Source organism: Lichenicoccus roseus (assembly GCF_005844085.1).
In the GTDB taxonomy this organism is placed as follows: Bacteria; Pseudomonadota; Alphaproteobacteria; order Acetobacterales; family Acetobacteraceae; genus Lichenicoccus; species Lichenicoccus roseus.
The window spans coordinates 36,891-60,310 of the sequence record NZ_VCDI01000003.1 but is presented as its reverse complement, the minus strand read 5'-3'; the positions used below and the strand labels follow the sequence as shown (position 1 = coordinate 60,310).

26 protein-coding genes are annotated in these 23,420 nt (G+C 69.8%); 15 read left to right on the top strand and 11 right to left on the bottom strand.

All coding sequences use genetic code 11. The features are described 5' to 3' along the window. The first annotated feature begins 36 nt into the window (after positions 1 to 36). The 7 genes from queA to FE263_RS09535 all read left to right on the top strand — a co-directional run bounded on the left by queA (position 37) and on the right by FE263_RS09535 (position 7,526). Positions 37 to 1,149 (top strand): tRNA preQ1(34) S-adenosylmethionine ribosyltransferase-isomerase QueA, encoded by a 1,113-nt coding sequence (queA, locus tag FE263_RS09565; RefSeq protein ID WP_138325790.1) that lies wholly within the window; start codon positions 37 to 39, stop codon positions 1,147 to 1,149. Continuing rightward, a complete protein-coding gene (tgt, locus tag FE263_RS09560; protein WP_138325789.1) occupies positions 1,146 to 2,273 on the top strand; it encodes a tRNA guanosine(34) transglycosylase Tgt in 1,128 nt (375 codons plus the stop codon). Before queA ends, tgt begins: the two co-directional genes overlap by 4 nt. Further along, positions 2,270 to 3,316 carry a tRNA epoxyqueuosine(34) reductase QueG gene (gene queG, locus FE263_RS09555; protein WP_138325788.1) on the top strand — a complete coding sequence of 349 codons (1,047 nt, stop codon included), beginning with the start codon at positions 2,270 to 2,272 and terminating at the stop codon, positions 3,314 to 3,316. Before tgt ends, queG begins: the two co-directional genes overlap by 4 nt. Further along, the gene (locus tag FE263_RS09550; RefSeq protein WP_138325787.1) at positions 3,313 to 3,573 is read left to right on the top strand and encodes a ribbon-helix-helix domain-containing protein; all 261 of its coding nucleotides are present in this window, start codon (positions 3,313 to 3,315) and stop codon (positions 3,571 to 3,573) included. The genes queG and FE263_RS09550 overlap by 4 nt, the downstream gene beginning before the upstream one ends. Before the next feature lie 88 nt (positions 3,574 to 3,661). Then, entirely contained in the window at positions 3,662 to 3,859 is a 198-nt protein-coding gene (locus FE263_RS09545; RefSeq protein WP_138325786.1) for a 23S rRNA (pseudouridine(1915)-N(3))-methyltransferase RlmH, read from the top strand. 99 nt (positions 3,860 to 3,958) lie between these two features. Further along, positions 3,959 to 4,789, top strand: a complete 831-nt coding sequence (locus tag FE263_RS09540; RefSeq protein ID WP_138325785.1) for a TerB family tellurite resistance protein — start codon at positions 3,959 to 3,961, stop codon at positions 4,787 to 4,789. 34 nt (positions 4,790 to 4,823) lie between these two features. After that, complete coding sequence (locus FE263_RS09535; RefSeq protein ID WP_205880329.1) at positions 4,824 to 7,526, top strand: MGH1-like glycoside hydrolase domain-containing protein; 2,703 nt, start codon at positions 4,824 to 4,826, stop codon at positions 7,524 to 7,526. On the opposite strand, the gene FE263_RS09530 is transcribed toward FE263_RS09535, so the two are convergent. Then, on the bottom strand, positions 7,509 to 7,961 hold the full coding sequence (locus tag FE263_RS09530) for a MarR family winged helix-turn-helix transcriptional regulator (protein ID WP_205880328.1): 453 nt from the start codon (positions 7,959 to 7,961) through the stop codon (positions 7,509 to 7,511). The genes FE263_RS09535 and FE263_RS09530 overlap by 18 nt on opposite strands. Positions 7,962 to 8,114: 153 nt before the next feature. Between FE263_RS09530 and FE263_RS09525 the strand changes: the two genes are divergently transcribed. After that, entirely contained in the window at positions 8,115 to 8,540 is a 426-nt protein-coding gene (locus FE263_RS09525; RefSeq protein WP_138325783.1) for an organic hydroperoxide resistance protein, read from the top strand. A gap of 32 nt (positions 8,541 to 8,572) precedes the next feature. Here the strand turns inward: FE263_RS09525 and FE263_RS09520 are convergent, their stop codons facing one another. Both FE263_RS09520 and metF read right to left on the bottom strand, forming a co-directional pair. Then, positions 8,573 to 9,502, bottom strand: a complete 930-nt coding sequence (locus FE263_RS09520; protein ID WP_138325782.1) for an alpha/beta fold hydrolase — start codon at positions 9,500 to 9,502, stop codon at positions 8,573 to 8,575. Next, a complete protein-coding gene (gene metF / locus FE263_RS09515) occupies positions 9,480 to 10,469 on the bottom strand; it encodes a methylenetetrahydrofolate reductase [NAD(P)H] (protein WP_138325781.1) in 990 nt (329 codons plus the stop codon). The genes FE263_RS09520 and metF overlap by 23 nt, the downstream gene beginning before the upstream one ends. A gap of 231 nt (positions 10,470 to 10,700) precedes the next feature. Here metF and FE263_RS09510 point away from each other — a divergent pair, with 231 nt between their 5' ends. Both FE263_RS09510 and FE263_RS09505 read left to right on the top strand, forming a co-directional pair. Beyond that, complete coding sequence (locus FE263_RS09510; RefSeq protein ID WP_138325780.1) at positions 10,701 to 11,486, top strand: MlaA family lipoprotein; 786 nt, start codon at positions 10,701 to 10,703, stop codon at positions 11,484 to 11,486. A gap of 14 nt (positions 11,487 to 11,500) precedes the next feature. After that, positions 11,501 to 12,145: an MlaC/ttg2D family ABC transporter substrate-binding protein gene (locus FE263_RS09505; RefSeq protein WP_171034025.1), complete on the top strand. Its 645-nt coding sequence runs from the start codon at positions 11,501 to 11,503 to the stop codon at positions 12,143 to 12,145. Positions 12,146 to 12,171: 26 nt separating this feature from the next. On the opposite strand, the gene FE263_RS09500 is transcribed toward FE263_RS09505, so the two are convergent. The 5 genes from FE263_RS09500 to FE263_RS09480 form a co-directional block, all read right to left on the bottom strand. Then, the gene (locus FE263_RS09500; RefSeq protein WP_138325778.1) at positions 12,172 to 12,756 is read right to left on the bottom strand and encodes an NUDIX domain-containing protein; all 585 of its coding nucleotides are present in this window, start codon (positions 12,754 to 12,756) and stop codon (positions 12,172 to 12,174) included. A 77-nt stretch (positions 12,757 to 12,833) separates the two neighbouring features. After that, complete coding sequence (gene infC, locus FE263_RS09495; RefSeq protein ID WP_138325777.1) at positions 12,834 to 13,355, bottom strand: translation initiation factor IF-3; 522 nt, start codon at positions 13,353 to 13,355, stop codon at positions 12,834 to 12,836. Between the two features lie 175 nt (positions 13,356 to 13,530). Beyond that, on the bottom strand, positions 13,531 to 15,504 hold the full coding sequence (gene thrS, locus FE263_RS09490; RefSeq protein ID WP_138325776.1) for a threonine--tRNA ligase: 1,974 nt from the start codon (positions 15,502 to 15,504) through the stop codon (positions 13,531 to 13,533). Positions 15,505 to 15,543: 39 nt separating this feature from the next. Next, a complete protein-coding gene (locus FE263_RS09485) occupies positions 15,544 to 16,458 on the bottom strand; it encodes a glycosyltransferase family 9 protein (RefSeq protein ID WP_138325775.1) in 915 nt (304 codons plus the stop codon). Beyond that, positions 16,443 to 17,618: a glycosyltransferase family 4 protein gene (locus tag FE263_RS09480; protein WP_240759319.1), complete on the bottom strand. Its 1,176-nt coding sequence runs from the start codon at positions 17,616 to 17,618 to the stop codon at positions 16,443 to 16,445. The genes FE263_RS09485 and FE263_RS09480 overlap by 16 nt, the downstream gene beginning before the upstream one ends. A 132-nt stretch (positions 17,619 to 17,750) precedes the next feature. On the opposite strand from FE263_RS09480, the gene FE263_RS09475 reads away from it, so the two are divergent. Beyond that, entirely contained in the window at positions 17,751 to 18,512 is a 762-nt protein-coding gene (locus FE263_RS09475) for an alpha/beta hydrolase (RefSeq protein WP_138325773.1), read from the top strand. A gap of 4 nt (positions 18,513 to 18,516) precedes the next feature. Here FE263_RS09475 and FE263_RS09470 read toward each other — a convergent pair whose 3' ends face one another. Both FE263_RS09470 and FE263_RS09465 read right to left on the bottom strand, forming a co-directional pair. Beyond that, a complete protein-coding gene (locus FE263_RS09470; RefSeq protein ID WP_138325772.1) occupies positions 18,517 to 19,398 on the bottom strand; it encodes a Rossmann-fold NAD(P)-binding domain-containing protein in 882 nt (293 codons plus the stop codon). 10 nt (positions 19,399 to 19,408) lie between these two features. Further along, complete coding sequence (locus tag FE263_RS09465; protein WP_138325771.1) at positions 19,409 to 20,077, bottom strand: glutathione S-transferase family protein; 669 nt, start codon at positions 20,075 to 20,077, stop codon at positions 19,409 to 19,411. 220 nt (positions 20,078 to 20,297) lie between these two features. On the opposite strand from FE263_RS09465, the gene minC reads away from it, so the two are divergent. From minC to FE263_RS09445, 4 genes are read left to right on the top strand one after another with little or no spacing between them, the layout of a single operon-like run. Continuing rightward, entirely contained in the window at positions 20,298 to 21,002 is a 705-nt protein-coding gene (minC, locus tag FE263_RS09460) for a septum site-determining protein MinC (protein WP_338086708.1), read from the top strand. A gap of 24 nt (positions 21,003 to 21,026) precedes the next feature. Then, positions 21,027 to 21,842: a septum site-determining protein MinD gene (minD, locus tag FE263_RS09455; protein ID WP_138325770.1), complete on the top strand. Its 816-nt coding sequence runs from the start codon at positions 21,027 to 21,029 to the stop codon at positions 21,840 to 21,842. Next, positions 21,839 to 22,189 carry a cell division topological specificity factor MinE gene (gene minE, locus FE263_RS09450; RefSeq protein WP_138325769.1) on the top strand — a complete coding sequence of 117 codons (351 nt, stop codon included), beginning with the start codon at positions 21,839 to 21,841 and terminating at the stop codon, positions 22,187 to 22,189. Before minD ends, minE begins: the two co-directional genes overlap by 4 nt. An 11-nt stretch (positions 22,190 to 22,200) precedes the next feature. Beyond that, on the top strand, positions 22,201 to 22,662 hold the full coding sequence (locus FE263_RS09445; RefSeq protein ID WP_138325768.1) for a GNAT family N-acetyltransferase: 462 nt from the start codon (positions 22,201 to 22,203) through the stop codon (positions 22,660 to 22,662). 25 nt (positions 22,663 to 22,687) lie between these two features. Here FE263_RS09445 and FE263_RS09440 read toward each other — a convergent pair whose 3' ends face one another. After that, positions 22,688 to 23,401, bottom strand: a complete 714-nt coding sequence (locus tag FE263_RS09440; protein ID WP_138325767.1) for a GntR family transcriptional regulator — start codon at positions 23,399 to 23,401, stop codon at positions 22,688 to 22,690. Positions 23,402 to 23,420: the final 19 nt, after the last annotated feature.

Genomic DNA, 23,420 nt, shown 5'->3' with positions numbered 1-23,420 from the left:
GACTTCCGGGCGCCGCATCGGCACATGATCCGCGCCATGTCCGACCCCGCTTTGTCCGATCCCGCGATCCTGCCGACCAGCCACTACGATTTCGACCTGCCGGACACGCTGATCGCGCAGGCGCCGGCGCGTCCGCGCGAGAGCGCCCGTCTGCTGGAGGTTTCGCGGCAGGGCCTCGGCGACCGTATCGTTCGTGATCTGCCCGGCCTGCTGCGCGCCGGCGACCTGCTGGTGGCGAACGATACCGCCGTCATCCCGGCGCAGCTTTCGGCAAGCCGCGCCGCCAGCCGGGTCGGCGATGCCACGGTACCGGGGGCCCGCATCGGCATCACCCTCGACCGCATCCTGCCGGACGGCAGCTGGCACGCCCTGCTGCGCAACGCCCGGCGCACCCGGCCCGGCGAGGACCTTGCCTTCGCGGGCACCGACATCACCGCGCGCATCGTCTCGCGTGACCAGGAGGGTGGCGCGGTGCTGCGCTTCTCGGTCGAGGGCGCCGGCTTCGACCACTTCCTGCGCGAAACCGGCGCGCTGGCGCTGCCGCCCTATATCGAGCGCCCGCTCGGCCCCACCGAGGCGGACCGCAGCGACTACCAGACCGTGTTCGCCCGCCACGACGGCGCAGTCGCGGCCCCCACCGCGGGACTGCACTTCACCCCGGCCCTGCTGCAGGCGCTGGAAACGGCCGGCGTGTCGCGCACCACGGTCACGCTGCATGTCGGCGCCGGCACCTTCCTGCCGATGCGCGGGGACGACGTCGGCAGCCACACCTTGCATGCCGAGCGCGGCATCGTGGGCGCCGCGGCGGCGGATGCCATCGAGCGCACCCGGGCGGCCGGCGGCCGGGTGATCGCCGTCGGCACCACCAGCCTGCGCCTGCTGGAAAGCGCGGTGGATGCGTCGGGCCGGGTCAGGCCGATGGATGCCGATACCAGGCTGTTCATCCGCCCGGGCCACCGGTTCCGCACCGCCGACCTGCTGCTGACCAACTTCCACCTGCCGCGCTCGACGCTGTTCATGCTGGTCTGCGCCTTTGCCGGCGAACAGCGCATGCGGGCCGCCTACCGCCACGCGATCTCGACCGGCTACCGGTTCTACTCCTATGGCGATGCCTGCCTGCTGCATCGCGATCCGGCGGCCTCGGCATGAAGTTCAACTGGCAAGGCGTCGCCGTCGACGGCTCGGCGCGCGCCGGCACGATGAACACCGCGCACGGCAACGTGCCGACGCCGACCTTCATGCCGGTCGGCACCGCCGGCACCGTGAAGGCGATGACGATGGATGCGGTGCGCGCCACCGGCGCCGGCATCGTGCTCGGCAACACCTATCACCTGATGCTCCGCCCCGGCGCCGAGCGGGTGCAGATGGCCGGCGGGCTGCACCGGTTCATGGACTGGCCGGGGCCGATCCTGACAGATTCCGGCGGCTTCCAGGTGATGTCCCTCGGGGCCCTGCGGAAGCTCGACGAGGACGGGGTGACATTCCGCTCGCATCTCGACGGCAGCGCGCACCGGCTCACCCCGGAACGCTCGACGCAGATCCAGCACGCGCTGGATGCGACCATCACCATGTGCTTCGACGAGTGCCTGCAGCTGCCGGCGACGACCGAGGCCATCGCCGCCTCGATGCAGCTCTCGATGCGCTGGGCGGCGCGGTCGCGCGAGGCGTTCGTGGCACGCGACGGCTACGCGCAGTTCGGCATCGTGCAGGGCGGCACCGATCCCGCACTGCGCGCCGACAGCGTGCGTGCGCTGCTGGAAATCGGCTTCGAAGGCTATGCGGTCGGCGGCCTCGCGGTCGGCGAAGGCCAGCAGCTTATGTTCGCGACCCTGGACGCCACCGTGCCGCTGCTGCCCGCGACGGCGCCGCGCTACCTGATGGGGGTGGGCACCCCGGACGACCTGCTGGGCGGCGTGCAGCGTGGCATCGACATGTTCGACTGCGTGATGCCGACCCGCGCCGGCCGCACCGCGCGCGCCTATACCGGCTTCGGCCAGCTCAACCTGCGCAATGCCCGCCATGCGGACGACCTCGGTCCGCTGGAGCCCGGCTGCGCCTGCCTCGCCTGCACCCGGCACAGCCGCGCCTACCTGCACCATCTGTTCCGCGCCGAGGAGATGCTCGGGCCGATGCTGCTGACCTGGCACAACCTCGAATACTACCAGTCGCTGATGCGCGGCATCCGCGCAGCGATCCTGCAGCAGCGGCTGGAGAGTCATGCCGGGTCGCTGCGCCGGGCTTGGGCGGGCAGCGGCGCGGCCGCCTCCGCATGACCGGCGCCACCACCCTGCGCGATCGCATCCGGGACAAGGCACTGGCGCTCGGCTTCGATGCGGTCGGCTTCACCGAGGCGAGGCTGGGTCCGGAGGCGCGCACCCGACTGGCCGACTTCCTGGCCAGCGGTGCGCATGGCGAGATGGACTGGCTCACCGGGCGCCAGGAGCAGCGCGGCGATCCGCGCGCGCTCTGGCCGGAGGCGCGCAGCGTGGTGTCGCTGGGGTTGTCGTACGCACCGGACGAGGACCCGCGCGCCATCCAGGGCCGGCCGGATCGCGGCGGCATCTCGGTCTATGCCCGCAACCGCGACTACCACGACGTGGTGAAGGGGATGCTCAAGCACCTCGCCCAGTTCATCGTGAAGGCCTCCGGCCAGGCCGGGGTGAAGGTGTTCGTCGACACCGCGCCGGTGATGGAGAAGCCGCTCGCCGAACAGGCCGGGCTCGGCTGGCAGGGCAAGCACACCAACCTGGTGTCGCGCCGGCACGGCTCCTGGCTGTTCCTGGGCGAGATCTATACCAGCCTCGAGCTGCCGCCGTCGGATCGTCCGGCCGGCAGTTGCGGCAGCTGCACGGCGTGTCTCGCCGCCTGCCCGACCGATGCCTTCCCGGCGCCGTACCGCCTCGATGCGCGGCGCTGCATCTCGTACCTCACCATCGAGCATGCGGGACCCATCCCGCATGAGTTCCGCCCGGCGATCGGCAACCGCATCTATGGCTGCGACGACTGCCTCGCCGCCTGTCCGTGGAACCGCTTCGCCACCACCGCGCGGGAGGCGAAGCTGCAGGCGCGCGAGGATCTGCGGGCGCCGCCGCTGGCCGAACTCGCCGCCCTCGACGATGCCGGCTTCCGGGCGCGCTTCTCGGGCTCGCCGATCAAGCGCATCGGCCGCAACCGCTTCGTGCGGAACGTGCTGATCGCGATCGGCAACTCGCGCGATCCCGGGCTCGCTGCTGCCGCCCGCGCACTGGCCGGCGATCCCGATCCGGTGGTGGCGGAGGCGGCCCTCTGGGCGGCGGAGCAACTCGGGCCGTCATGACCGCCGGGCTGGTGAAGCGCAGCCTGTCGCTGTCCGGCCACCGGACCTCGGTGGCGCTGGAGGCGGAATTCTGGCGCGCCCTGGAGCGGATTGCCTCGGAAGAGTCGGTCGGCCTTGCCGCGCTGGTGGCGCGGATAGACCAGGCGCGCGACCCGGCACGGCCACTCGCCTCGGCGCTGCGCGTACTTGCCCTGGACCGCACCAGGGACACACCTTCAGGTTGCACGAAAAAATGCGACAAATCTTCTGGTTGTTAATCTCCGGGTAAGCTTCGCACGCCATGTTCGGGGCATCGGAGACCAGCGCCGGAACGGCCGCTGACCGCTTCCAGAAAGGATTGCCACCATGCTCTCGATCAGCCCGACCACCTACCTCGTCCCGGCCATGAAGGTGAGCCCGCTCACCCTGTCGCACCAGCTGCTGATGCTCGCCGAGCAGGCCGACCAGGCCGGACTCGACCGCAGCGCCCGGTCGCTGCTCAAGCTGGCGCACACCGTCTGCGGTGATCGGCCGCGCCGTGGCCTGGCGCTCGATCTGGACTGAACGGGCAGCCCGGTGCAACCGACGGCAGGCCGGCCCGTAGGGTGGGCATGGCGGGGTGGTCGTTGGCCGCCCCGGGCGGCGCATGATATTGGGCAGGGCATGGCGATCTGGGGCAAGGTCTTCGGTGCAGTGACCGGGTTCGCCGTTGGCGGCCCACCCGGAGCCGTGATCGGCGCCGCCCTCGGACATGCCGCCGACCGCGGCTCGCTGCTCGATCCGCCACAAGGCGGCGGCTGGCTCGGCGCCGTCGGCGGCGACGCCCGCGCCAGGCTGGCGCCGGATCCGACCAGTGCCGCGGCCCGGGTCACGTTGCGCATGGCCGCGGTGATGGGACGCAAGGACCAGCTGTTCGCCATCGTGGCCGTCGTGCTGTCGGCAAAGCTCGCCAAGGTCGACGCGCCGGTGAACCGTGCCGAGATCGACACCTTCAAGCGCTGCTTCCGCATTCCCCCGGAGAGCACGCGCGAGATCGGCCGGCTGTTCGACCAGGCACGCAGCCGCACCGACGATTTCGAGCCGTTCGCCGCCGAGCTGGCCGGCGCCTTTGCGGACAACAAGCTGGTGCTCGAGGACGTGCTGGTGGCGCTGTTCGCGATCGCCCGCGCGGACGGGCCGGTGAACGCCCGCGAGCTCGACTTCCTCAAGCGGGTGCATGCGGTTCTCGGGCTGGGCCGCGCCGCCTGGGACCGGGCCGAGAGCGGCGCCGCCCGGCCGAGCTCGGACGAGCCGGACGCCTACGCCGTGCTGGGCCTCAAGCCCGGCGCCACCGACGACGAGATCCGGCAGACCTGGCGCCAGCTCATGCGCGAGCATCATCCCGACCTGATGACCGCGCGCGGCGTTCCGGAGGCCGCCATCGCCAAGGCCGGCGACCGGGTCGCGCGCATCAACGCGGCATGGGATCGCATCAAGCGCGAACGCGGCCTCTGAGCTCACCCGCCTCGTCAGGAACAAGGACTACCCGATGCAGCCAGCGCCGATCATGCAGACCCGCGAGGGAGCCCGTCTGCGTGCGATACGCGAGGGTGCCGCATGGCGGCATTGGGGGCCGTATCTCAGCGACCGCCAGTGGGGCACGGTGCGCGAGGACTACAGCGCCAAGGGCGATGCGTGGACGTATCTCACGCACGACGATGCCCGCAGCCGCGCCTATCGCTGGGGCGAGGATGCGATCGCCGGATTCGGTGACGAGAAGCTGCGCTGGTGCCTGGGGCTGGCGCTCTGGAACGGCCGCGATGCGATCCTGAAGGAGCGCCTGTTCGGCCTGAACAACTCCGAAGGCAACCACGGCGAGGACGTCAAGGAACTCTACTACTATCTCGATGCGACGCCGACGCATTCGTATCTGCGCATGCTCTACAAATATCCGCAGGGCGCCTACCCGTACGAGCGCTTGGTTGCGGAAAACGCCCGACGCGGCCAGCACGACCCGGAATTCGAGCTGATCGATACCGGACTGTTCGACGAGCAGCGTTATTTCGACGTGTTCGTCGAATATGCCAAGGCCGACCCCGAAGACATCCTGATGCGCGTGCGCGTCATCAACCGTGGGCCCGACACGGCGTCGCTGTCGGTGCTGCCGCAGATCTGGGCACGCAACGACTGGTCCTGGGAGCACGACGCGACCAGGGCCGTGATGCATGCCGACGGCGACAGGCAGGTGCTGCTGTCGCACCCCCGCACCGCCCCGCTAAGGGTCAGCGTCGAGGCGTCCGATACGCTGCTTTTCTGCGAGAACGAGACCAACGTGGCGCGGCTGTACGGCGAACGCACGTCGGGCTACTTCAAGGACGGAATCAACGACTACCTAGTGGGTGGCCAGCAGCACGCGGTCAATCCCGAGCGGACGGGCAGCAAATGCGCGGCGTTGCACATGCTGTCGCTGTCGGCCGGCGAGGAGCGCGTGCTGCGGCTGCGGCTGCGACCGGAGTCGGCAACCGGCGACGCCTTCGCCGACTTCGACGCGATCTTCAAACAACGCATGGAAGAGGCGGACGAGTTCTACGCGGCGCTGCAGATCGGCAACGACGATGCCGACGTCAGGCTGGTGCAGCGCCAGGCGTTCGCCGGCATGATCTGGAGCAAGCAGCTCTACGACTACGACGTCCGGCTGTGGCTGGAAGGCGATCCGGCCGGTCCGAAGCCGCCGCCGGGACGCGGCGGCATACGCAACGGCGACTGGCAGCACGTGCACGCCTCCGAGATCATCTCGATGCCGGACAAGTGGGAGTATCCCTGGTTCGCGTCGTGGGACCTCGCGCTGCAATGCCCGGTGCTGGCGCTGGTGGATCCGGATTTCGCCAAGGGTCAGCTGCTGCTGCTGACGCGCGAGTGGTATACCCACCCCAACGCCGCCCTGCCCGCCTACGAATGGTCGTTCAGCGACGCCAATCCGCCGCTGCATGCCTGGTCGGCGTGGCGCGTGTTCGAGATCGACCGCGCGCTCAACAACGCGCCGGACCATCATTTCCTGAAGCGCATCTTCAACAAGCTGACGATGAACTTCACCTGGTGGGTGAACCGCAAGGACGCCTCGGGGCGCAACATCTTCCAGGGCGGTTTCCTCGGCCTCGACAATATCGCGATCTTCGACCGCTCCTCGCCACTGCCGACCGGCGGCGAGCTTTCGCAGTCCGATGGCACCGCCTGGATGGCGATGTATGCATTGCAGATGCTGCGCATCTCGGTGGAGATCGCGCTGCAGGACAGCGCCTTCGAGGATGTCGCGGCGAAGTTCTTCGAGCATTTCCTGCTGATCGCCAGCGCCGAAGGCAACAGCCTGTGGGACGAGCAGGACCAGTTCTTCTACGACCAGCTGGGCTTCGCCGATGGCCGCCGTATCCCGTTGCGCGCGCGCTCGATGGTCGGGCTGATCCCGGTGTTTGCCACCGCGGTTCTGCAGGGCTCCGAGGTGGACCGGCTGCCGCAGCTCAAGGCGCAGATGACCTGGTTCCTCAAGAACCGTCCGGACCTTGCCCAGCTGGTGTCGCATTGGACCGTGCCGGGGCATGGCGACAGCGTGCTGATCTCCCTGCTGCGCACCCACCGGCTGACGGCGATCCTCGACCGGGTGCTGGACGAGACTGAATTCCTGGCGCCGGGCGGCGTGCGCGCGGTTTCGAAGTTCCACGAGCAGCACCCATATCGGCTCGAGTGGGAAAGCCAGTGTTTCGAGTTGAACTACTGGCCGGGCGAAAGCGAGAGCCGGTTGTTCGGCGGCAACTCGAACTGGCGCGGCCCGATCTGGATGCCGGTGAACTACCTGCTGATCGAGAGCCTGCTGCGGCATCACCGCTACTATGGCGACACGCTGACGGTGGAGTTTCCGCGTGGCTCCGGGCGGCAGGCGAACCTGCACGACGTAGCATCCGAGCTGTCGCGCCGCCTGGTGAGCCTGTTCACGCGTGGCGCGGATGGGCGTCGGCCGGTGCACGGCGACTATCCGCTGCTGCAGCAGGATCCGCACTTCCGCGACCTGGTGCTGTTCTACGAGTATTTCCACGGCGACAACGGCCGTGGCGTTGGCGCCTCGCACCAGACCGGCTGGTCAGGCCTGGTCGCGAGCCTGATCCACCGCCTCGCCGGGTACGACTACTCGCACTGGGACGGACCACGGGCCGAGGCCACCGGCGGGAAGCCGGCCGATCCCTCAGGCCGCTTCATGTAGCGAGCGGCGCAGGCTCTCGAGCTCGGCCTGCAGGCGGCGCAGTTCGACGAGCGAGCGACCGGTCGCCTTGATGACGCAGGCCGGGATCGCGGCGGCGTCGCCACGCCGCCGGCGGCCGGCGTCGGTCAGCAGCAGGCGCACCTGGCGCTCGTCCAGGCTGTCGCGCACGCGCCTCAGCAGCCCGGCCGCCTCGAGGCGCTTGAGCAACGGCGTCAATGTGCTGGACTCCAGGAACAGCCGCTCGCCGAGCTGCCCGACGGTGAGGTCGTCGCGCTCCCACAGCACCAGCATGACGAGATATTGCGGGTAGGTCAGGCCAAGCGCGTCGAGCAGCGGCTTGTAGACGCGGTTCATCGCATGGCCAGCCGAGTAGATGGCAAAGCAGACCATCTGGTCGAGCGTCTGATCCTCGGCCGTGGAGCCGTCGTCCTGCATGATGGCTCCGTCCGGCCGCATGACATCCCAGAAGCATCGCGTGCGAGCGGATCGCAACCGCTCTCGTCGCATGGCGCCCATGCGCGCGACTATATTGCGCGCGATTCGATCGCAGGCGATGCACATTCTGCAACCACCGCAAGGGATATCCCGATGCCGACCAACGTCCTCTACAATACCGCCGCACGCGCCACCGGCGGCCGCGACGGCACCGCCGCCACCCTCGATGGCAGCCTCGACGTCCGGCTGAGCACGCCGAAGGAACTCGGCGGCGCCGGCGGCGCCGGCAACAATCCGGAGCAGCTGTTCGCGGCCGGCTACGCCGCGTGCTTCATCGGCGCGATGAAGTTCGTCTCCTCGCAGGGCGGCCCGAAGGTGCCGGCGGATGCCAACGTGACCGCCAACGTCGGGATCGGCCCACGCTCCGAGGGCGGCTTCGGCCTGGAGATCGCCCTCGAGGTGGCCCTGCCCGGGCTCGATCGCGAGCAGGCCGAGACGCTGGTGCACAAGGCCCACGAGGTCTGCCCATACTCCAACGCGACCCGCGGCAACATCGACGTGAAGCTCAAGGTCGTCTGAGCACAGCGGCTGCATTGCGGGACGGCGGTGGGCTACCGCCGCCGTTCCCGACCGCCCGTGTCACCCACCCACCGCCGCACCGTCAGCACCGCATCCGCGAACGCGTCCGGCGCCTCGTAGGGCAAGGCATGCCCGGCATCGATCACCCGATGCTCGTGCCGGGCGGTGAACCGGGCGGCGTGGTCCGCGGTGCCGCCAGGCTTCAGCGGATCCCTCGACCCGTCGAGCGTGACCGTCGGCACCGTGATCGCGGGCCTGCCGGCAAGACGCGCCTCGTGTGCGGCGAGCCCCGGATCGCCGGCGGCCGCGGCAAAGCAGAACCGGTAGGCATGGATGACCACCTCGACGAAGTCGGGGTTCTCGAACGCCGCCGCCGCCGCCTCGAAACGCGCCTCGTCGAGCATCCAGCCGGGAGACCACTGCTCCCAGAGCAGGCGGCACAGCGCGCGGCGATGCATGGCCAGCCCTTCGCGGCCGCGCTCGGTCTGGAACAGGTGCTGATACCACATGACGTGCTCCAGCGCCGGCGCAGCGGGATGGCGCTGCCGGTCGATGTCGATCACGTCGTAGCCGGCATACGAGACCAGTCCCGCGACCCGCTCCGGCCAGAGCGCCGTGGCGACACAGGCGGACAACCCACCCCAGTCGAAGCCGGCCAGGATCGCCCGCTCGATCCCGAGCGCGTCGAGCAGGGCGACGACATCGCCTCCGAGGGCCGCCTGCTGCCCGCTCCGCATGGTGTCCGCCGCCAGGAAGCGGGTCGGGCCGAAGCCGCGCAGATAGGGCACCACGACGCGGGCACCGGCGTCCGCCAGTGCGGGCGCCACCTCGTCGTAGGCCCGGACGTCATACGGAAAGCCGTGCAGCAGGAGCACCGGCCAGCCATCGGCCGACCCGTACTGCAGATAGGCAACCTCCAGGAGCGCGGTGCGCGCGGTGCTAGCCCGCGGCGGCGGCGGCATCGTCGGCCGGTCGCGCGGCCTGCGGGCGCACGCCCAGCACGTGCGCGATCGCATAGGTCAGGTCGGGCCGGTTCAGCGTGTAGAAGTGGAACTCGTCGACGCCGTTCGCCTGCAGCAGGCGCACCTGCTCGGCCGCCACCACCGCACCGACCATGCGGCGGGTGTCGGCATCCTCCTCGGTGCCGCCGAACATCGCGGCGAGCCAATCCGGCACCGTCGTTCCGCAGGAGGCCGCGAATCGCACCGCCGCGCCGAAATTCGAGACCGGCATGATCCCCGGCACCACCGGTTCGGTGATGCCGGTAGCCAGGCACCGGTCGAGGAACCGCAGGTAGGTATCGGCCTCGAAGAACACCTGGGTGATGGCACGGGTGGCGCCGGCATCGAGCTTGCGCTTGAGGTTGTCGAGGTCGGCCTGCACGCTGGTCGCTTCCGGGTGCTTCTCCGGGTAGGCGGCCACCGAGATCTCGAAATCCGCGACGCGCTTGAGCCCGGCGACGAGCTCGGCGGCGCTGGCATAGCCGCCCGGATGCGCCTCGAACGCGCTGTCCTTCGGCGGATCGCCACGCAGTGCCACGATATGCCGCACTCCGGCATCCCAGTATTGCCTGGCCACGTCGTCGACCGCGCCGCGCGAGGCGCCGACGCAGGTGAGATGCGCCGCCGGCGTCAGGCTGGTCTCGCGGACGATCCGCGCCACGGTGTCATGGGTGCGCGCCTGGGTGGAGCCGCCGGCGCCATAGGTCACCGATACGAAGCTCGGCCGCATCGTCTCCAGCCGCCTTATGCAAGCCCAGAGCTGGCTCTCCAGCGCCTCCGTGCGCGGCGGAAAGAATTCGAACGAGAGGATCGGCGCCGGGCTGGCGAAGTCGCGCATCGGCAGCCCGGCGACACGCGGGCCGGTCAGCCAGCGCTCCAGCGGCGCCAGGCCTGAAATCGGCCCGGAGATCGGACTTGCCTCGTTCATGCGGTTCCCAGCTCCGCCATGCGACGGCGCCCAGTTGATGGTAATGGAGGGTATTGGATGGTAGCCAGGACACGCATCCGGCACAAACGTCATGACACGGCAGACAAAGAGGCAACGCGGCGTCATGGTTGCGCGTGGTCGCCCCCGTGTTAATGAAGTTGCCGTGTGACCGTCCGGTCAATCGCCAGGACCGCCGCGGACCAAGCAGGTGCAGAGAAGTCGGGAATGAGAATGCGGACCGTTAAGAACCTGCTGGCACACACCCGGTGCGCCGCTCCGGTCATCGCCGCCGCGCTCCTGCTCGGCGCCGGCGGCTGCGCCCAGAAGCCGACCGATCCGGACGCGCTCGCGGACTACAACAGCACCAACGATCCGCTGGAGCCGACCAACCGCTTCTTCTTCAGGGTCAACAACACGGTCGACAAGTACACCCTCAAGCCGGTCGCCCAGGGCTACGTCTACGTGGTGCCGCAGCCGGTGCGAACCGGGGTGCACAACGCGCTCGCCAATTTCGCCAGCCCGGCCACCTTCTTCAATGACATCTTCGAAACCAAGCCGCGCCGCGCCGGCGACACCCTGGTCCGCTTCGTGGTCAACTCGACGGCCGGCATCGGCGGCGTGCTCGATGTGGCCAAGGGCCTCGGCTACCCGGCGCACGACGCCGATGGCGGGATGACGCTGGCGAGCTGGGGCGTGCCGCAGGGGCCGTACCTCTACCTGCCCGGCCTGGGCCCGTCCTCGCCGCAGGCGGCCACCGGCTTCGGCATGGACATCGCGCTCTCGCCGTTGACCTACGTGCCGCGCGGCTATGGCTTGCTGACCCTGAACTGGGCGCTCTACGGTATCGGGGTGGTGGATGCCCGCGCCGGAGTGCTCGACGCCCTCGACCAGATCAACCGCGATGCGCTCGATCCCTATGCCACGCTGCGCAGCCTGTATCGGCAGCACCGTGCGGCGCAGATCGAGGCGATGCGCAAGGACAACCGTATGACGACACCGGACTGGTACACGCAATGATCGGGGCCGACAGCATGCACGACCGACGTGCTCTCCCTCGCGGCGCCGTGCCTCGCCGCCGCCTCGGCGCCCTCGCCGGCGCCGTCGCACTGTGCTGCGGCATGGCGATGGCAGGCACCCCGGCTCGCGCCGAAAGCGCCGACGTCGCCTTCGTGCACCAGTTCGGCGACAAGCTGGTTGCGGTGATCAACGGTCCAGGTTCGGCCGCCGAGAAGCGGCAGCAGATCCAGCCGCTTATCGATCGCAACGTCGATGTCGATGGCATCGCCAAATTTGCGATGGGCCGCTACTGGAAGCTGGCCTCGCCCACCCAGCAGCAGCAGTTCGTCACCCTGTTCCACCATGTGCTGCTCAACACCATCACCTCGAGGCTGGGCGAATACCAGGGCGTGCGCTTCTCGGTCGGTGCCGACACGCCGCACGGCAACGGCCAGACGCAGGTCGCGACCACCATCGACCGGCCGGGACAGCCCTCCGCCGATGTCGACTGGGTGCTTGGCCATGCCGGTGGTGCGCCGCGCGTCGAGGACGTGTTCGGCGAGGGTGTCAGCCTGAGCCTCACCCAGCGCCAGGACTATGCGAGCTACCTCTCGCGCAACGGCAACGATATCGACAAGCTGCTCGACGCCATGCGCAGGCAGGCTGCCCGCTCCTCCTGACCGGGCCAGCGCCGCGGGCGGCGGCCTCAGATGAGGCCGGACAGCCTTGCGTGCTGTAGCAGCATGATGGTCTTGGCATCGACGATCCGGCCATCGCTGATCATGGCGATGGCGGTGTCGGCAGGTATCTCGACCACCTCGATATCCTCGCCCTCGCCGATCAACCCGCCACCGGCGCCGGTGCGGTCGGACGCCTCGTATTCGGCGACGAAGAAGCTGAGCCGCTCGGTGATCGCGCCTGGGCTCATATAGGCCGCGAACACCGGCCGCACCGCGCGCAGTGTCAGCCCGGCCTCCTCGTGAGCTTCCTTGCGTATGGCGACATCGGGTGGATTGTCGTCCACCAGCCCGGCAATGACCTCCAGCAGCGGCGCGGCATGGCCGCTCACGTAGGCCGGATACCGGAACTGCCGCACCAGCAGCACGCATCCACGAACGGGATCGTAGGCGAGCAGCGCGCATCCGTTGCCGCGATCGTAGGTCTCGCGGTTCAGGGTCTGCCAGGTGCCATCGAAGCGGCGATGCTGCATCCGGGTGGTCCGCAGCACGCCATGGCCCTCGGCCAGCACGCGGACCTCCAGGATCCTCACCTCGTCCGGGCTCTCATCCATGCGGGGTCTCCTCTGCACAAAAGAAAACCCGGGCTCTCACCCGGGTCCTCGTGTCGATCGCGTGGGTGCCGCCCTGCTCAGCGCGGAGAGAGCACCATGATCATCTGGCGGTTTTCCATGCGTGGCATCTGCTCGACCTTGGTGCGCTCGTCCATGTCGCCACGGATACGCTCGAGCACCTTCACGCCGAGATCCTGGTGCGCCATCTCGCGGCCACGGAAGCGCAGGGTGACCTTCACCTTGTCGCCCTCCTCGATGAACGACCGCATGGCACGCAGCTTCACCTGGTAGTCGTTCTCATCGATGTTCGGCCTGACCTTGACCTCCTTGATCTCGATGACCTTCTGCTTCTTCCGAGCCTCGTTCTTCTTCTTCTGCTGCTCGTACTTGAACTTGCCGTAGTCCAGGATCTTGACCACCGGCGGCTCGGCGTTCGGGCTGATCTCGAGCAGGTCGAGTCCTACCGAGAAAGCCCGCTGCATCGCCTCGCGGGTCGGCATCACGCCCTGCATCTCGCCTTCTTCGTCGATCAGACGGACGGACGGGACACGGATCTCCTCGTTGACGCGCGGGCCCTCACGGGTCGGAGGCGCGGGCATCGGTGGTCTGGCTATGGTGGTCTCCTGTGGTCGTTAAGAAGCTGTCGTCGAACGGGCCGACGCGCCGTGGCGCGGCGTTCCTCCCCGCTCCGGGTTCTCGCCCATCCTTCGCCTTGCAAGCAAGTAACCTGACGCGGCGCAGGCAGAGAATCGTCATGCCTGCCGCGGGCGGCTGTCATGTGAGCTCGGCAACATGGTCACGCCCGACGCGTTTCAGATCGGGCGGCAGCGCCTCGTCCGCAAGGGCGCGCACCGCCTCGTCGAGGTCGAGCAGCTCCTGTGCGGCACCGCCCAGCCGGCGCATCGCTACCGTGCGCGCCTCCGCCTCCTTGCGTCCGACCACCAGGATGACCGGCACCCGCGCCAGGCTGTGCTCGCGCACCTTGGCGTTGATCTTCTCGTTGCGGGTATCGGCCTGCACGACCAGCCCGGCACGCTTCAGCCGGTCCACGACCTCGAGCGCATACGGCTCGGCGTCGGTGACGATGGAGGCTACCACCACCTGCACCGGCGCCAGCCAGAGCGGGAAGCGGCCGGCATACTGCTCGATCAGGATGCCGAGGAAGCGCTCGAACGAGCCCAGGATGGCCCGGTGCAGCATCACCGGCCGGTGCCGCGCGCTGTCCTCGCCGATGAAGCTGGCATCGAGCCGGTCGGGCAGCACGTAGTCGACCTGCAGGGTGCCGCACTGCCAGTCGCGGCCGATGGCGTCGCGCAGCACGAACTCCAGCTTGGGGCCGTAGAACGCACCCTCGCCCGGGTTCAGCTCGTAGCCGACGCCAGCCAGCCGGCAGGCCTCCACCAGCGCCGCTTCGGCGCGGTCCCAGGTGGCGTCGTCGCCGGCGCGGTTGTCGGGCCGGTCGGCGAACTTCACCACGAAGCTGTCGAAGCCGAGATCGCGATACACCTGCGCCAGCATGGCGACGAAACGCGCGGTCTCCGCAGCCACCTGGTCCTCGGTGCAGAAGATGTGCGCGTCGTCCTGGGTGAAGGCGCGCACGCGCATGATGCCGTGCAGCGCCCCGGACGGCTCGTAGCGGTGACAGGCGCCGAACTCGGCCATGCGCAGCGGCAGCTCGCGGTACGAGCGCAGCCCGTGCTTGAAGATCTGCACGTGGCACGGACAGTTCATCGGCTTCAGCGCCAGGCTGAGCTTCCTGTCCTCCGCCTCGCCGGCGTCGCCGACCTCGGCGATGAACATGTGCTCGCGGTAGTTCTCCCAGTGGCCGGATGCCTCCCACAGCGAGCGGTCCACCAGCTGCGGGGTGCGCACCTCCACATAGTCATGAGCGCTCTGGATCCGGCGCATGTAGTCCTGCAGCACGGTGTAGAGACGCCAGCCCTTCGGGTGCCAGAAGATCGAGCCGACCGCCTCCTCCTGGATGTGGAACAGGTCCATCTCGCGGCCGATGCGGCGATGATCGCGGCGCTCGGCCTCCTCGATCTGGTGCAGATGGGCTTCCAGCTCGCCGGCGTCGCGCCACGCGGTGCCGTAGATGCGGGTCAGCATCGGGTTGCGGTGGTCGCCGCGCCAGTACGCGCCGGCCACCTTCATCAGCTTGAAGGCGTTGCCGACGTCGCCGGTGCCGCGCATGTGCGGGCCGCGGCAGAGGTCGAGCCACTCGCCCTGGCGGTAGATCGAGATCGGCTCGCCCTCGGGCAGGTCGCGTATCAGCTCCGCCTTGAAGCGCTCACCGCGCGCCTCGAAGAACGCGATCGCCTCGTCGCGCGGCCAGACCTCGCGGGTGAAGCTCGCGTTGCGTGCGACGATCTCGCGCATGCGGGCCTCGATGGCCGGGAAATCCTCCGGGGTGAACGGCTCGTTGCGGGCGAAATCGTAATAGAAGCCGTTCTCGATCGCCGGGCCGATGGTGACCTGGGTGCCCGGATAGAGCCCTTGCACCGCCTCCGCCAGCACGTGCGCCACGTCGTGCCGGATCAGCCCGAGCGACTGCGGATCGCGCCTGGTGACGAACACCACGCGGCTGTCGGCGTCGATCTCGTGGCCGAGATCGACCAGCCGTCCGTCCACTTCCATCGCCAGCGCGGCGCGCGCGAGGCCGGGGCCGATCGAGGCGGCCACCGCGGTGCCCGTCACCGGGGCCGCGAACTGGCGCACGGATCCGTCGGGCAGGGTGATCGCAGGCATGGAATGGCTCCTGGCGGAATGCGGGGACTTCCTATGGCGTCAGCCCGGGAATGCCGCAACCCTGGCCAGGACATCCTCGACCTGCAGGTCGGCGAGGTCGTCGCGCCGAAGCACCACCACGCGCTCCGGGTCGGGCCCGCGCGGCGCGGTCAGCGCAGGGTCGCTCTCTGCGGAGAACAGCACCACGCAGCGGGTGCCCATGGCGGCGGCGAGATGCATCGGGCCGGTATCGTTGCCGATCGCCACCCGCGCACGGGACGCGACACCGCCCAGTTCCGAAAGGCCGGTTTGCCCGGTGAGATCGAGCGCCGTCGGGCAGGCCGAACGGATCGCGGCGGCGAGCGGCGCGTCGCCGGCGGCCCCGACCACCACCGGGCGGAGGCCCCGGGCTGCCAGCGCGCTCGCGAGTGCCGCGTAACGCCCCACCGGCCAGCGCTTGGCCGGGCGATGCGGCGCGGCGCCCGGCACCAGCAGCGCATAGGGTTCCGGCAGCGAACGCCCGTGCCCGGCCAGCCAGCCGAGATCCGGCCACGGCACCTCGGCGATGCCGGCGCGGGCGAGCTGGTCCGCCTGCCGCTCGCGCGTATGCATCGAGTTGCGTGCGCAGTTGTCGTGCGGATGCGAGGCGCCGCGGGCGATGCCGGACCAGCCCGGACGGCCGGCCAGGCGGAAGTAGCGCGACGATCGTCCGGAAGTCTGCAGGTCGTAGACGAAGTCGTATCCGCGCAGCATCCGGCGCAGCGCCAGCACGCGGTTCAGCCGCCACCACGGCGGACGGTCGTCGACCAGCACCTCGTCGAACCACGGCGACGCCTCGCACAGGGCCACGAACGGACGGGTCGTCAGCAGGGCAAGATGGGCGCCGGGGTGATGCCGCCGGATGGCGGCGAACGGCGCGAAGGACTGCACGAGATCGCCGAGCGCACCCAGCTTGATGATCAGGATCCGCGCCATCGTGGGGGATCGGGTTGGCGGCCGAGCAGTTCGTCGTACACCGCCAGCGTCGAACGCTGCATTGCCTGCAGGCAGTAATGCTCGGCGACATGCGCCCGCGCCTGCTCGGCGAAAGTGGCGCGCTCTGCCGGATCCAGCGCCAGCAGGCGGGCGAGGCCCTGCGCCAGGGCGTCGACATCGCCGGGCGGGAACACCACACCGCTGACGCCATCCTCGACGGTTTCCATGGCGCCGCCGTGGCCCGCCACCAGCACCGGCCGCCCCATCGCCTGTGCCTCTATCACCACCCGTCCGAACGGCTCCGGCTTCAGCGACGGCATGACCACCAGGTCGGCGAGCGCGTAGGCGGCCGGCATGTCTTCGCAATGACCGGCGAACCGCAGCCGCTTCATCAGGCCGAGTTCGTGCGCCTGCGCCAGCAGCGCATTGGCGTGGGTGCCCTCGCGCTGGCGCGGCCCGACCAGCACGCAGACCCAGTCCGGCGCGTCCGCCGGCAACCGGGCGAGCGCCCGCAGCAGCAGCTCGTGGCCTTTCCACGGGGTAATCCTGCCAGCCAGCATGATCACCTTGGCGCCGAACGGCAGGTTCCAGTCCGACGCCAGGGCGTGCAGCCGGTCGCCCCGGATCGCCGCCGGATCGAAGGCGGCGAGATCGGCGCCGCGCGGGATGATGCGCAGCCGGTCCGGGCCGACGGCATAGTCGGACCGCAGCCGCTCGGCGACGAAGCGGCTGATGGCGATCACCCGCTCGCCGCGCGCCATGATGGAGTTGTAGCGCTTCTTGAAAGGCAGGTTCTCGCTGTAGGCGCCGTGCCAGGTGGTGACGAAGGCGGCCCCGGTGCGACGCGCCGCCAGCCACGCCGACCAGGCCGGCGCGCGCGACCGCGCATGCACCAGGTCGACCCGCTCGCGCCGGATCAGCCTCGCCAGCCGCCACGCATTCATCCAGATGCCGAGCGGGTCCTTGGTCATCAGGCGCAGCGTGACGTGGCGGCCGCCGGCGCGCGCGACCTGCGAGACCATGCGGCCACCGGCACTCGCCACCAGCGGCGTGCCGCCCGCCTGCGCGATGGCACGCACCATCTCGATGGTGCCGCGCTCGACGCCACCCGCCTGCAGCGACGGGAGCACCTGCAGGATCACCGGAGGCCGACCTTGCACGGAAGGGGGTTTCGCGGGCGGGGAGCTGGACGACATCGCCGGGCGCCATAGCACGCGCCCGGGCGGCTTGTCCCGTGCGGAATCGCAACGATCTGGACGGGAACGGCGATGGTGGGAGGCTGTTGCACCCGCATGCAGGATGCAGCCCTCCCGGACACGATCGAGATCCTGCGGCCCGACGGAGTACGGCTGGCGGCGCGGCGGCAACCGGGCGACGGCCCGGCGATCCTGTTCCTGCACGGGCTGATGAGCACCATGCAGGGCGAGAAGGCGGCGCACCTGGCCGGCCATGCCAGGGCGCACGGCCGCGAGTTCCTGCGCTACGACGCCTCCGGCCATGGCGACAGCGGCGGCCGCTTCGCCGACGGCACCATCGGCGTCTGGCTTGACGATGCCCTGCTCGCCTGCGGACAGGTCCGGTCAGAGAGGATCGTGGTGGTCGGCTCCTCGATCGGCGGCTGGATCGCACTGCTGCTGGCGCTTGCCCACCCGGACCGGATTGCCGGGCTGGTGCTGGTGGCGCCGGCACCGGACATGACCCGGCGGGTGGCGGCACGGCTGCCGCCGGAAGCCAGGCAGGCACTCGACCGCGACGGCGTCTGGCAGCGTCCGAGCCGCTACGGCGAGCCGATCCCGATCACCCGGCGGATGCTGGAGGATGGCGAGCGGCATTGCCTGCTGCACGAGCCGATCGGGATACGCTGCCCGGTCAGGATCCTGCACGGCCAGCGCGATGACGACGTGCCGTGGCAGGACAGCCTGCAACTCGCCGGGCGGCTCGCGGCGGACGACGTGCAGCTGACCCTGGTCAAGGATGGCGACCACCGCCTGTCGCGCCGGAACGATCTCGCCTTGATGACGGCGGCGCTCGACGCGCTCTGCCAGCCGGCCTGATCGCTCAGGCCGCGTCGGCTTCGGCCGCAAGAATGGCAGCCAGTCCCTCCCGGAAGGTCGGATAGCGCCAGCGATAGCCGAGCGCCTGCTGGGTCACGGCGCTGGCCACCTTGCGGTTGTCAGCCCAGAACGAGCGCGCCATCGGGCTCATCGTCGGCCAGGCTCGCGCCAGTTCCACCCCCTCGGGCTCGGGCATCCCGAGCAGGTATGCCGCGTGGGAGGTCACCACCGCGCTCTCCTCGGGCAGGTCGTCGGCGAGGTTGAGCACCCGGCGCCCGGCCGGCAGGCGCCGCATGGCGGCGAAGGTGGCGCCGGCGATGTCCTCGCGGTGGATGCGGCCGAAGCAGTGGCCCGGGGCGATGGTCCGGCGCGCGGTGCCGGCGCGCAGGCTGTCGAAGACGCTGCGCCCGGGACCGTAGATGCCGGCGATGCGCAAGAGGTCGATGACGCCGCCGGTGGCGGTCCCGGCGATAGCGGTCCAGGCCTGCTCCGCCTCGATGCGGCGACGCGCGCGAGGGGAAGTGGGATCGGGTTCGCTGCTCTCGTCGACCCAGCCGCCGCCGCGGTCGCCATAGATCCCGGTGGTCGAGTAGTAGCCGATCCAGCGCAGCCCCGGCGCGGCCCGGACCGCATCGCCGTAGCGCGCCAGCACCGGATCGACATCGCGGCCCTCCGCATCGCGCGGCGGCACCGAGACCAGCAGGTGGCTTGCCTCGCCCAGCGCCGGCGCGGCATCCTCGAAGGCGATCCGCTCGATGCCGTCGCCGGAGTGTGGCCGGCCGGTGGTGCCGATTACCCGCCAGCCGGCTTCGACCGCCAGCATGCCGGTGGCGGTGGCGGCGTAGCCCAGTCCGAATACCAGCAGGGTGGGGGGTGCGACGCTCATCGTCCGGCTGTCAGAAATCGAGATCGGCATAGTGCGGCGGCGGCACGATGCCGGTGATGCGGTCGTTCAGGATGGACCGGAAGCTCGGGCGCGACTTCATGCGGGCGTACCAGTCGCGGGTCGGTGGCGACAGGCTCCAGTCGATGTCGCCTATATAGTCCAGCGACGACAAGTGCGCGGCGGCTGCGAAGTCGGCGAGCGACAGGTTGGCCCCTGCCAGCCATTTCCGGTTCTCCGCCAGCCAGCCGATATAGTCGAGATGGCCGGACACGTTGGCATAGCCGGCCCGGAGTGCGCCGGCATCGGGGTTGCCGCGCCCGACCATGCGCTTGGTGATCTTCTCGCCCACCAGGTTGCGGGTGACCTCCAGGTTGAACTTGCCGTCGAACCAGGCGACCAGCCGGCGGATCTCGACCCGCTCGCCGAGCGTGCGTCCGAGCAGCGGCGTATCGGGATACGCCTCCTCCAGGTACTCGCAGATCACCCCGGAATCCGGGATCGCCAGTCCGCTCTCCTCGACCAGCATCGGCACCGTGTTGGCCGGGTTGAGCGCCAGGTATTCCGGCCGGCGCTCGGACAGCTTCTCGGTCCGGAGCTCGAAGGGCAGCCGCTTCTCGCTCAGCACCAGGCGGACCTTGCGCGAGAACGGGGAGAGCGGGAGGTGGTGCAGGATTCGCATCGCCGGAAATTATTTCATCCCAACCCGGACCGCCATCGCCGTGGCACTTGCGAAGCCCGGAAATCGGGCGGTCCGTCCGCCGCCGCGACCGGCTCGCACGCCGTCGCCGCCCTCTGTTGCAACGTATGACCGCTTTGTGATTGACCACGCCCGTGCAGGCGGATAGTCGCAGCCAGTGTCCGATACCCAGCACCTTCCAGCCGCCCTGCCACAGATTCGCGTGCGCGGCCGCTCGTTCATGGCCCTGGTGCTGTCGCCGGAGCCGCCGCTGGCCTCGTGGCTGCTCGGCCTCGACGCGCAGATCGCCCGCTCCGCCAGCTTCTTCGCCGGCCGTCCGGTGATCCTGGATTGCGGCCTGCTCGATCCGTCCGACGAGGGGATCGCCGAACTGCTGCCGGCGCTGGCGGATCGCGGCGTGCGGCTGATCGCCATCGAAGGGGCAGACCAGTCCTGGCCTGCCACCGAGGGCTGGGATTGGCCGGAGGGGTTTTCGGGTGGCCGTGCCGTCGGCGCGCTCGAGGTGCCGGACGACGTCGAAGGTGGACAGGCGGATGCCGCGGGAGGCGCTGCGGGACTGCAGGAAGCGGCGCGCGCGGCGCCGTCGCTGCTCATCGAGGAGCCGGTACGCTCGGGCCAGTCGATCGTCTATGCCGAGGGCGACGTCATCGTCATCGGGTCGGTGGCGTCCGGGGCGGAGATCGCCGCCGGCGGGTCGATCCACATCTACGGCACCCTGCGCGGCCGCGCGGTGGCGGGCCTTTCCGGCAACCGCGACGCCCGCATCCTGTGCCGCCGCATGAACGCCGAGCTGATCGCCATCGACGGCTACTACATGACCGCCGAGGACATGCCGGCCGGGCTGCTCGGCAAGAGCACGCAGACCAGGCTCGACGGCGAAACGCTCGTGCTGCTTCCGCTCGACTAGATCAAGACACAAGAGGGAGGGACTATGGCCAAGGTTCTGGTCGTCACATCGGGCAAGGGCGGCGTCGGCAAGACGACCTCGACCGCGGCCATCGGGGCGGCCCTCGCGCAGAGCGGCAAGAACGTCGTGGTGGTCGATTTCGATGTCGGCCTGCGCAACCTCGACCTCGTCATGGGGGCCGAGCGCCGGGTGGTGTTCGACCTGATCAACGTGGTGCAGGGCGATGCCAAGCTGAGCCAGGCGCTGATCCGCGACAAGCGGGTCGACACGCTCTCCATCCTGCCGGCCTCGCAGACCCGCGACAAGGACGCCCTCACCCCGGACGGCGTCGCGCGGGTGATCGCCGAGCTGCGCGAGAAGTTCGACTGGGTGGTCTGCGACAGCCCGGCCGGCATCGAGAAGGGAGCGCAGATGGCGATGTACCATGCCGACGAGGCGGTGGTGGTGACCAACCCGGAGGTGTCCTCGGTGCGCGACAGCGACCGCATCATCGGCATGCTGGACAGCACCACGCTGCGCGCCAAGAATGGCCAGAAGATCGACAAGCACCTGCTGCTGACCCGCTACGACCCGGCGCGTGCGGCTCGCGGCGAGATGCTGCGCACCGAGGACGTGCTGGAGATCCTGTCGATCCCGCTGCTCGGCATCATCCCCGAGAGCGAGGAGGTGCTGCGCGCGTCCAACCTCGGCTCGCCGGTGACGCTGTCCAATCCCGAGAGCGCGCCGGCGCGGGCCTATTTCGACGCGGTCCGCCGGCTGCAGGGCGAGACGCTGGAGATGAGCGTGCCGAGCGAGCGCCGTGGCCTGTTCGGCAAGTGGTTCAAGTGGAGGGTCGCATGAGCCTCCTGAGCTTTTTCACCCGCAAGAACTCGGCGCCGGTCGCGCGCGACCGGTTGCAGATCCTGCTGGCGCACGAGCGCACCAATGGCGAGGGCCAGTCCGAGCTGATCGCCAAGCTGCGCGAGGAGATCCTCGAGGTGATCGCGCGGCATGTCACGATCGACCGCGACAAGGTGCAGGTGAAGCTGGATCGCGGCGCCTCGGTCTCCACCCTCGAGATCGATATCGAGGTGCCCGGCCTGAAGCTCGCGGCGGCTAAGCCGAACGGGGGTGCCGCGCATACGGCCGAAGAAGCCGACAGCAAGAGCGGCGCCGACAAGGCGGAGCCCGAAGCGGCCTCTCACTAGGCAGCGGCCCGATGCTCCGGCTCGGATCGCCGACCCGGACGGCACATGAGGTGGTGCTCGCCAGTGGCCATGCCATCAGCGACGATCGTGGCCGGATCGACATGGAGATGGTCCTGGCCTCCCTCGCCCAGACCTACTGGGCGGTGGACATGCCGCCTTCGCTGCTGCTGCGGAGCTGGACGAACTGCCTGCCGTTCGGGATCTACGCGCCCGACGAGCGCCAGGTGGGTTTCGGACGGCTGCTTACCGACTACGCGCTGCGCGCTCACCTGGGCGATGTCTTCGTCCACCCCGGATCACGCGGCCTCGGTCTCGGCCGCGCACTGGTGGAGACCATCCTCTCCCATCCCGGGCTCGCCACCGTCGGGCACTGGACGCTCAGGACCGCCGATGCGCACTCGCTCTATGCGCGCTACGGCTTCCGCCAGGACCCCACCGACAGCAGCTGGATGACGCTGGACCGCAGCCGTTGACGCCCCGGCCCAGGCTGGCGAGCCGTCAGGCCACCTCGGCCAGGGACGCCTCCAGCGCCGCCGAGCCGTGCCGGATATCGGCGATCGCCGCCGCCCGGGCCGCATCGCCGTCATGCGAGCGCAGCGCATCGATGAGGTCGTCATGCGGGTGGCGGGCGACCGGCTCCGGAGTGTCCGAGTTGGTGAGCGCATAGACCGGGCCGATCCGCATCCAGATGCCCTCGAGGATGCGCAGGATCAGCGGCGCCCGGGCAATGCGGCACACCATCCGGTGCAGGTCGGCGTTATGCTCGAGCATCGCCGCGCGCTCGCCAGCCGCGGCCGCGCGGCCATAGCGGTCGGCGAGCTCGGCGGCCTGGTTGATCTCGGCATCGCTGGCACGCTGCGCGGCGCGGCAGGCGGCACGACCCTCGAGGTCGGAGCGGATCTCGACGATCTCGCGCAGCTCCTCCAGGCCGATCACCGGCACCAGGGCAGAGCCGCGCTCGTCCAGGGTCAGCGCCTGCTCGGAAACCAGCCGCAACAGCGCCTCGCGCACCGGGGTCGGGCTGAGCCCCAGCTCGGCGGCCAGCGGGCGCAGGATGAGCTTCTGTCCGGGCCGCAGCTCGCTGTAGATCAGCGAGGCGCGAATGCGCAGGTAGGCCTTCTGGCTCAGGTTCTCGCGTGAGAGCGCCACGCCCCCGGCGTTGCCAAACGCAGTGCCATCGGCAGCGGCCGCCGGCCGGGGGGGCAGCAACATCCTGCCGTTACCCTCTGTC

What these genes read in the sequence shown, in the direction of transcription:
- queA (WP_138325790.1), top strand. Translation starts at nt 37, where the DNA reads ATGTCCGACCCCGCTTTGTCCGATCCCGCGATCCTGCCGACCAGCCAC.
- tgt (WP_138325789.1), top strand. Translation starts at nt 1,146, where the DNA reads ATGAAGTTCAACTGGCAAGGCGTCGCCGTCGACGGCTCGGCGCGCGCC.
- queG (WP_138325788.1), top strand. Translation starts at nt 2,270, where the DNA reads ATGACCGGCGCCACCACCCTGCGCGATCGCATCCGGGACAAGGCACTG.
- FE263_RS09550 (WP_138325787.1), top strand. Translation starts at nt 3,313, where the DNA reads ATGACCGCCGGGCTGGTGAAGCGCAGCCTGTCGCTGTCCGGCCACCGG.
- FE263_RS09545 (WP_138325786.1), top strand. Translation starts at nt 3,662, where the DNA reads ATGCTCTCGATCAGCCCGACCACCTACCTCGTCCCGGCCATGAAGGTG.
- FE263_RS09540 (WP_138325785.1), top strand. Translation starts at nt 3,959, where the DNA reads ATGGCGATCTGGGGCAAGGTCTTCGGTGCAGTGACCGGGTTCGCCGTT.
- FE263_RS09535 (WP_205880329.1), top strand. Translation starts at nt 4,824, where the DNA reads ATGCAGCCAGCGCCGATCATGCAGACCCGCGAGGGAGCCCGTCTGCGT.
- FE263_RS09530 (WP_205880328.1), bottom strand. Translation starts at nt 7,961, where the DNA reads ATGCAGGACGACGGCTCCACGGCCGAGGATCAGACGCTCGACCAGATG.
- FE263_RS09525 (WP_138325783.1), top strand. Translation starts at nt 8,115, where the DNA reads ATGCCGACCAACGTCCTCTACAATACCGCCGCACGCGCCACCGGCGGC.
- FE263_RS09520 (WP_138325782.1), bottom strand. Translation starts at nt 9,502, where the DNA reads ATGCCGCCGCCGCCGCGGGCTAGCACCGCGCGCACCGCGCTCCTGGAG.
- metF (WP_138325781.1), bottom strand. Translation starts at nt 10,469, where the DNA reads ATGAACGAGGCAAGTCCGATCTCCGGGCCGATTTCAGGCCTGGCGCCG.
- FE263_RS09510 (WP_138325780.1), top strand. Translation starts at nt 10,701, where the DNA reads ATGCGGACCGTTAAGAACCTGCTGGCACACACCCGGTGCGCCGCTCCG.
- FE263_RS09505 (WP_171034025.1), top strand. Translation starts at nt 11,501, where the DNA reads ATGCACGACCGACGTGCTCTCCCTCGCGGCGCCGTGCCTCGCCGCCGC.
- FE263_RS09500 (WP_138325778.1), bottom strand. Translation starts at nt 12,756, where the DNA reads ATGGATGAGAGCCCGGACGAGGTGAGGATCCTGGAGGTCCGCGTGCTG.
- infC (WP_138325777.1), bottom strand. Translation starts at nt 13,355, where the DNA reads ATGCCCGCGCCTCCGACCCGTGAGGGCCCGCGCGTCAACGAGGAGATC.
- thrS (WP_138325776.1), bottom strand. Translation starts at nt 15,504, where the DNA reads ATGCCTGCGATCACCCTGCCCGACGGATCCGTGCGCCAGTTCGCGGCC.
- FE263_RS09485 (WP_138325775.1), bottom strand. Translation starts at nt 16,458, where the DNA reads ATGGCGCGGATCCTGATCATCAAGCTGGGTGCGCTCGGCGATCTCGTG.
- FE263_RS09475 (WP_138325773.1), top strand. Translation starts at nt 17,751, where the DNA reads ATGCAGGATGCAGCCCTCCCGGACACGATCGAGATCCTGCGGCCCGAC.
- FE263_RS09470 (WP_138325772.1), bottom strand. Translation starts at nt 19,398, where the DNA reads ATGAGCGTCGCACCCCCCACCCTGCTGGTATTCGGACTGGGCTACGCC.
- FE263_RS09465 (WP_138325771.1), bottom strand. Translation starts at nt 20,077, where the DNA reads ATGCGAATCCTGCACCACCTCCCGCTCTCCCCGTTCTCGCGCAAGGTC.
- minD (WP_138325770.1), top strand. Translation starts at nt 21,027, where the DNA reads ATGGCCAAGGTTCTGGTCGTCACATCGGGCAAGGGCGGCGTCGGCAAG.
- minE (WP_138325769.1), top strand. Translation starts at nt 21,839, where the DNA reads ATGAGCCTCCTGAGCTTTTTCACCCGCAAGAACTCGGCGCCGGTCGCG.
- FE263_RS09445 (WP_138325768.1), top strand. Translation starts at nt 22,201, where the DNA reads ATGCTCCGGCTCGGATCGCCGACCCGGACGGCACATGAGGTGGTGCTC.
- FE263_RS09440 (WP_138325767.1), bottom strand. Translation starts at nt 23,401, where the DNA reads ATGTTGCTGCCCCCCCGGCCGGCGGCCGCTGCCGATGGCACTGCGTTT.